This window comes from Hydrogenophaga sp. (assembly GCF_041633695.1).
Lineage (GTDB): Bacteria > Pseudomonadota > Gammaproteobacteria > Burkholderiales > Burkholderiaceae_C > Hydrogenophaga.
Window position 1 is genome coordinate 1 of the sequence record NZ_JBFJMY010000225.1, and the last position, 6,712, is coordinate 6,712.

The window sequence follows — 6,712 nt, forward strand, 5'->3', positions numbered from 1 at the left end:
ACCCAGCTGTTCGGCCACCGTCAAGGGCAGGTAATACAGCAGGTTTTTGCCGCCCACGGCCAGGGTGAGCTTGGGTTTTTCCAGCGTTTGCGAAAAGGCCCAGTGCGGGGCGGCGGCAGCGGCCAAACCGCCGGCGATGAGATGGCGTCTTTGCATGGTGTTGTCTCCAATGGGTTTTGTGGCATCCGCCGGCACCACAGACCACGGTACCGGCGCGCCGTGCCATGTTACCCGCCTCTATGGACGGGTCTCCCGAAGGCCCTCTAAGCCGCAGCGTTGGGCAGGGGCAAGCCGTCGACAAACACCTTGAGCTCATTGGGCAGAAAGGCGGTCCATTGCTCGTTGTTGGTCAGGGGCGTGGTGACCACCACCGCCGCGCGGTCGCCGGGGTGGTTGAGGTCGGCGAAGTTCACCGTCCAGTCACGGTCCATCAGGGTCGCCTGCGCAAACGGGTGTTGCCGTACCAGGTAGTGCAGCTTGGTACTGCAGTGCGCCCACAGGGCGTCGCCGTTGGAGAGCAGGAAATTGAAAGTGCCGAAGCTGCTGATCTGCGGCACCAGCTCGCGCAGGGTCAAAGTGAGCTCTTCCACGCTGGGCAGCCCGGCGTGCGATTTGGCCAGTTCCTGCATCAACCAGCAAAAGGCCTGCTCGCTGTCGGTGCTGCCCACGGGGTGGAAGTGGCTGTGCAGCGTGGGCTGGTAGCCATGCAGGTCGCCGTTGTGGGCAAATACCCAATGGCGGCCCCAGAGTTCGCGGGTGAAGGGGTGGGCGTTTTGCAGACTCACTTCGCCGTAAGTGGCTTTGCGCACGTGGGCGATGATGTTGCGGCTCTTGAGCGGGTATTTCTGCAAGAACTCCGCGATGGGCGATTCGGCTGCGCTCAGGTGGTCGACGAACAGACGCATGCCGCGGCCTTCGAAGAACGCAATACCCCAGCCATCGGCGTGGTGGTCGGTGCCGCCACCGCGCTGGCAGAACCCGGTGAAGCTGAATGACGCGTCGGTGGGCGTGGCGCAGTTGAGTCCGAGCAATTGGCACATGCTGTGTATTGTGCCCCCAGCACAAGCACAGCCCGAACGGACTTTGTGTTTTTGCACGCGCATCCGTACCGGCAGCGGGATGGGGCGTGGGGGGAATTGGTTTCTCTAACGGTCCCGCAGTTTCCAGGCGGCGATCAGTGCCAGCGCGCAGACGGCGGCGAGCATCAAAAAGGTTTCGTCAAACGCCGCCAGCCGCGCCAGGCTGGTGCTGCTGGTGTCCAGCTGCGCGCCGTGGGCGGCTATGCGCCATTCGAGCACGATGCCGCACAGGCTCACACCGGCGGCACCACCGAGCATGCGCAGAAAGTTGATGACGCTCGAACCCTGCGGGATGTGGATTTTCTGCATGCTGCGCATGGCGCCCACATTGAGCGAGGGCAGGATGAAGCCCAGGCCTATGCGCCCCAGCGTGGCCCAAATCACCAGCATCGCCAATGTCTGGCCGGCCCCGCGCAGGCCAATTGTGGGCATGAGCGCAAACGACGCCGCCAGCAGCAACAGGCCGATGCTCACCAGCCGGTGGGTGGGCTGGTGGTCGGCCAGCCGCCCGGCCACCGCAATGGTGCCTGCGAGCATCAGGCCGGCGGGCAGCAATATGGCGCCCACGTGTGAGGGCGAAAGGCCCAGGCCCATTTGCATGTACACCGGTAGCAGGTAGGTAGAGCCGAACAGCGCCGTGCCGTAGATAAAGGCCACGATGCTGCCCATGGCATAGCGCCGGTCGGCGAACAGCGACAGGTTCATCAGCGGGTCCACCCCGGCATCGGGGCGGAGCAGGCGTTGTTTCAAGGTGCGACGCTGCAGCCACACGAAAGCCAACACGGCCAGGGCCGCGCCCAGGAGCAGCAGGCCGACTGAGCCTGCGGTGTCGCCTTGCAGCGCGACCAGACCATTGAGCAGGCACAAGGTGCCCACGGTGGCCAGCAGCAGACCGCGCCAGTCCAGTGCCGCACCCTGGGCGTTGGCGGCGGCGCCACCCGGGGCGGTGACCGGCACAAAGCGGCGCGCCAGCCACAGCGAGGCCAGGCAAAACGGCACCACCATGAAAAAGATGGAACGCCAGCCAAAGCCGTCGACCAGCAGGCCGCCGATGCTGGGCCCCAGCGCGGGGGCCAGCACCACGCCCATGCCGAACAGTCCGCTGGCGCGGCCTTGCTCGCTCGGCTCGAAGGCGCGCAGGATGATGATGGCGGGAATCGGTTGCACCACGCCAGCGGCCAGGCCTTCGGCGACACGGGCGGCGAGCACCAGTGAAAAGTCGGTGGCAAAACCGCCCGCCACGCCACCGGCCATCAGCAACCACATGCAGCCCGAGTAGGTGCGGCGGTAGCCGTAGCGCGCCAATAGCCAGGGGGTGGTGAGCATGGACACGGTCATGGCCGCCATGAAGCCCGAGCTGACCCATTGCGCCCGCTCCTGGCCGAGCGAGAAGTGCAGGCTCAAATCGGGAATGGCCACGTTGATGATGGTGGACGACATGATGGACGCCATGGTGCCCACCATCACCGAGAACAACAGCAGCCAGCGGTAGCGTTCGCCATAGCGTTCGCGCAGGGCGATCAGGGAGTTGGGCGGGGCGTTGTCGGGCATGGGGGTCCAGCGGCTGCAACGGCAGCCGACCCGCTGATGATAGGCAATCGCGCAGACGGGGTCGTAGACCAAAGAAAACGGGCCCTCAGGCCCGTTGGGTGTTTGGCGCGATCCAGGTTCAGCTGTAGCGCTTGAATTCGCCCGATTTCACCTTGGCCATGAACTGGGCCAGTTCGGCTTTCACCACCGGCATCAGAAAGTACAGACCGATGATGTTGAAGATGCCCATGGCAAAAATGGCCGCATCCGAAAAGTCGATCACCGCGCTGAAACCAATCGAGCAACCCACCACCACGAAGAAGCAGAACATGAGTTTGTAGACCAGTTCGTTGGTCTTGCCTTCGCCAAACAAGTAGGTCCAGCCCTTGAGGCCGTAGTAAGACCAGGAGATCATGGTGGAGATCGCAAACATCAGCACCGCCAGCGCCAGCGGATAGCGGAACCAGTCGAAAGTGCCCTGGAACGACGCCGCCGTGAGGTTCACGCCGGTCAGGCCTTCGGGGTGGGGATAGGGGCCAGCGTTGAGACCGGCGATGGTGATGACGATCGCCGTCATGGTGCAGATGACCACGGTGTCGATGAAGGGCTCCAGCAGCGACACCAGACCTTCGGTGACCGGCTCGTTGGTTTTCACCGCCGAGTGCGCAATGGCCGCCGAGCCCACGCCCGCTTCGTTGGAGAAGGTGGCGCGTTTCAGGCCCTGGATCAGGGCGCCGATAAAGCCACCGGCCACGCCTTCAGCAGAAAACGCACCGTTGAAGATGGCGGCAAACGCAGGGCCGACCTGATCGACGTTGAGCACGATCACCGTGACCGACATGCCGATGTAGAGCACCGCCATGACGGGCACCAGCTTGGACGTGACGGTGGCGATGGCCGGCATGCCGCCGACGATGACCGAGAACACGAAGCCCGCCAGCACCAGGCCGGTGACCCAACCATAGCCATCGGGCAGGCCAAAGGTCTGCACGAGCATGGCGTTGGCCTGGTTGCCCTGGAACATATTGCCGCCACCCAGGGCGCCCAGGATGACCATGATGGCGAAGGCCACGGCCAGCACCTTGCCCAACCCGGCCATGCCGCGCTCGGCCAGGCCCCGGCTCAGGTAGTACATGGGGCCGCCCGAGACCGCACCCGATGGCAGCACGGTGCGGTACTTCACGCCCAGGGTGCATTCGGTGAACTTGGACGCCATGCCGAGCAGGCCGACCACGATCATCCAGAACGTGGCACCCGGCCCGCCGATGGCCAGCGCTGCGCCGACGCCCGCGATATTGCCCAGTCCCACCGTGCCCGACAGCGCGGTGGCCAGAGCCTGGAAGTGCGAAATTTCGCCCTCGTGTTTGTGCGCCGGATTGGAGTAGCGGCCCCGAACAATGTCGGTGGCCAGCTTGAACTGCTTGAACTGGATAAAGCCGAAGTACAGCGTGAACACCAGCGCGGCAACCAGCAGCCACCCCGCGATCAGGGGGAAACTGGTTTCACCAATGGGCACAGACGTGAAGATCAGACTGGCAAACCAGCCCAGGTAGTCGTTGAAAAAGGTGTCGACGGCGACATCAATACCGGACGCCAGGGCGTGGGGGGCGAAGGCTGTGAGCAGCAGGGCGGCGCCCAGTGCTCGGGTGGTGAAGGCTTGGCGAATCACAGGCATCTCCTGATGGGGGAGTTTCGAGCCGCCGTTTCGCGCGTGGAACGCAGGGCGGATGAGGGGCGCGACAGCGGCGCTATGGGATGCTGACCACCTTCGCTAAAGGCGGCTGGGCCATGGTAGACACGGATGCAAAATGTGTACCAGCGGGTTATCCCGGGGGCATTTGTTGCCCTGGTATCAGCGGAAAAGCCTCATTTTTTGCGGATCGAATAGGCCCTTACACCGCATGGCCCGCGCCGTGGGTCCGGTGCGCGGCGGGTGCGACCGGCGAGAAGACCGTCGGTCAGCGGCGGGGGTGTCCGCCTGCGCCAGCGGCTGCGCAGCGCGCGCAAATGCAGGCCTTGCCGCGGGTTTGTGCGGGCAGACGGGCCAGCAACTCGGCGTCAAAGGTGGCGGTGGTGCACCAGCAAGGCCCTTGGTTCACCCCGGTGGTGCGTTCGATCTCCATCGCGCAGCGGTTGTCGCCGCCGCATATCGGACAAACGCTGGGGTCTGGTGCAGGTGCTTGGGCGCTGGGCGTGGCGGGCATGTGCCCAGTGTAGCGAGCCGCCCCGGGCTGGCACAGATGGTGCGACACTCTGGTGGTGAACACACCGACCCAACCGAGCATCCCGCCACGCCAGGCATCCCCCGCACCGAACGCGGTTTCGCCGCCGGTGGACCCCTTGTTTCTGGCTGCACCCCGGGTGTCGACCTTTCTCGGCACGCAGGCGCTGACCAACGCCAGCGGGTTTTTCTTTGAGCGCGATGGTCGGCTCTACCTGGTGACGAGCCGCCACGTGGTGCAGGATGCGGTCTCGGGCCACCACCCGGACCGGCTGGAGATCGAGCTGCACCTGGATGCGACCAACCTCACCCGCTCCACCGGCTTTTCGATGTTGTTGTACAGCCAGAAAAAATCGGTGTGGCGCCAAGGGCGCGACAGCGGTGGCGAGATCGACGTAGCGGTGCTGGAGCTGGACCGCAGCCAACTGCCCGCCGGTGCCGTGATCCACGCCTTCACGCCCGCGCACCTGCAGACGGCGTTCGAGACCGTGCGGGTGGATGCGTCTTTGCTGGTGGTGGGTTTTCCGCTGGGTTTTCACGACGCCGTGCACCACCTGCCGGTGGTGCGCCAAGCCGCGATCGCCTCGCCCTATGGCATCCGCTTCCAGGGCCATGGCTACTTTCTGACCGACGCGCGCACGCACCGCGGCACCAGTGGCGCCGCCGTGGTGATGCGCGATGCATCCCCCACAGCCGCCACTGCTGCACTGCCGTGGCGACTCATGGGTGTGCACTCGTCGCGCATGGACATGGGCAACCGCGACCTGGTGCTGGACGAGTCGCTGGGTCTGAACTGCGCCTGGTACGCCGACATCCTGCTCACCCTCACCGAACCCGTCGCTCCCGCACCAACCGCTCCCGTACCCGCAGCTTGACCACGCCTTGCGAGGCCCGCCGGCGCAGGGCCTCGGTTAGGATGGGCCATGGGCAACTTCATCGAGACGCTGAGCCGGGCCGCCACCACCACGGGTGAGCGCCTGCTGTCCAACCTGCCCCAATTGCTGGAGGCGCTGGCCTTGCTGTTGGTGGGCTGGTTGCTGGCCCGCTTGCTGCGTCTGGCCACGCGGCGCGGCGCAGGTTTGCTCGACACCTTGATCGTGCGCACCGCCGGCCATGGCCGCTGGCGCGTGGGCCGGTTTGCCAGCTTGCTGGGCTCCCTGGTGTACTGGGTGGTGCTGCTGTTCTTTGTGACCGCGGCCACGCAGACCCTGGGCCTGACCACCTTCACCGACTGGCTGGCCAAGCTGCTGGACCACCTGCCCCTGGTGGTGGCGGGCTTGCTGATCATGACGGCGGGTTACCTGCTCTCGGGCCTGGTGGCCCAGGTGGTGCAGACCACGGCCACCGCGCTGGCACCGCCCCAACGCGCCGCGCTTGCGCGCGTGGCTCAGGGCGCTACGCTGGTGGTGGCGCTGCTGGTGGGTGCCGACCAGATGGGTTTGAAGGTCACCTGGCTGGCCATTTTTGCAGCGCTGCTGCTGGTCTCGGTGCTGGGTGGTCTGGCACTGGCGGTGAGCCTGGGCGCGCGCAGCTACATCGCCAACCTGATCGGCGCGCATTACCTGGGCCAGGCCTTGCGCGTCGGCCAGCGGGTGCGGGTGGCGGGGCACGAAGGGCGCATCGTCGATCTCACGGCCACCTCGCTGGTGCTGGAAACCCCCGAGGGCCGCGTGATGCTGCCCGGGCGCCTGTACCACGACGAAGCCATTGTGGTGATGGCGCGCGAAGACGAGGCCTGAATGCAAACGCTGCACGCCATGGATGAGGAGCGCGACAGTGCGCTCAGCCTGGCGTTCATGCGCAGCCACCCGTCGCACGCGGCGCGGGTGCTGGAGGCTTTGTCCACCGCCGAAGCAGCCGCCATTTTTGAGCGCGCCCCGGC

The 6,712-nt window shown here is 65.6% G+C and carries 6 protein-coding genes and 1 pseudogene; 2 read left to right on the forward strand and 5 right to left on the reverse strand.

Annotated elements, in window-relative coordinates; genetic code table 11:
• The 5 genes and pseudogenes from ABYB95_RS14100 to ABYB95_RS14120 all read right to left on the reverse strand — a co-directional run.
• Positions 1-156, reverse strand: a pseudogene (locus ABYB95_RS14100) (ABC transporter substrate-binding protein); the annotation flags it as partial.
• 107 nt (positions 157-263) lie between these two features.
• Complete coding sequence (locus ABYB95_RS14105; protein WP_372659198.1) at positions 264-1,040, reverse strand: class II glutamine amidotransferase; 777 nt, start codon at positions 1,038-1,040, stop codon at positions 264-266.
• Between the two features lie 105 nt (positions 1,041-1,145).
• Positions 1,146-2,630 (reverse strand): MFS transporter, encoded by a 1,485-nt coding sequence (locus ABYB95_RS14110; protein WP_372659199.1) that lies wholly within the window; start codon positions 2,628-2,630, stop codon positions 1,146-1,148.
• Positions 2,631-2,748: 118 nt separating this feature from the next.
• A complete protein-coding gene (locus ABYB95_RS14115; RefSeq protein WP_372659200.1) occupies positions 2,749-4,278 on the reverse strand; it encodes an alanine/glycine:cation symporter family protein in 1,530 nt (509 codons plus the stop codon).
• Positions 4,279-4,567: 289 nt separating this feature from the next.
• Complete coding sequence (locus ABYB95_RS14120) at positions 4,568-4,813, reverse strand: cysteine-rich CWC family protein (RefSeq protein WP_372659201.1); 246 nt, start codon at positions 4,811-4,813, stop codon at positions 4,568-4,570.
• A 55-nt stretch (positions 4,814-4,868) separates the two neighbouring features.
• On the opposite strand from ABYB95_RS14120, the gene ABYB95_RS14125 reads away from it, so the two are divergent.
• Positions 4,869-5,705: a serine protease gene (locus ABYB95_RS14125; protein WP_372659202.1), complete on the forward strand. Its 837-nt coding sequence runs from the start codon at positions 4,869-4,871 to the stop codon at positions 5,703-5,705.
• A gap of 48 nt (positions 5,706-5,753) precedes the next feature.
• A complete protein-coding gene (locus ABYB95_RS14130; RefSeq protein WP_372659203.1) occupies positions 5,754-6,569 on the forward strand; it encodes a hypothetical protein in 816 nt (271 codons plus the stop codon).
• Positions 6,570-6,712 lie beyond the last annotated feature (143 nt).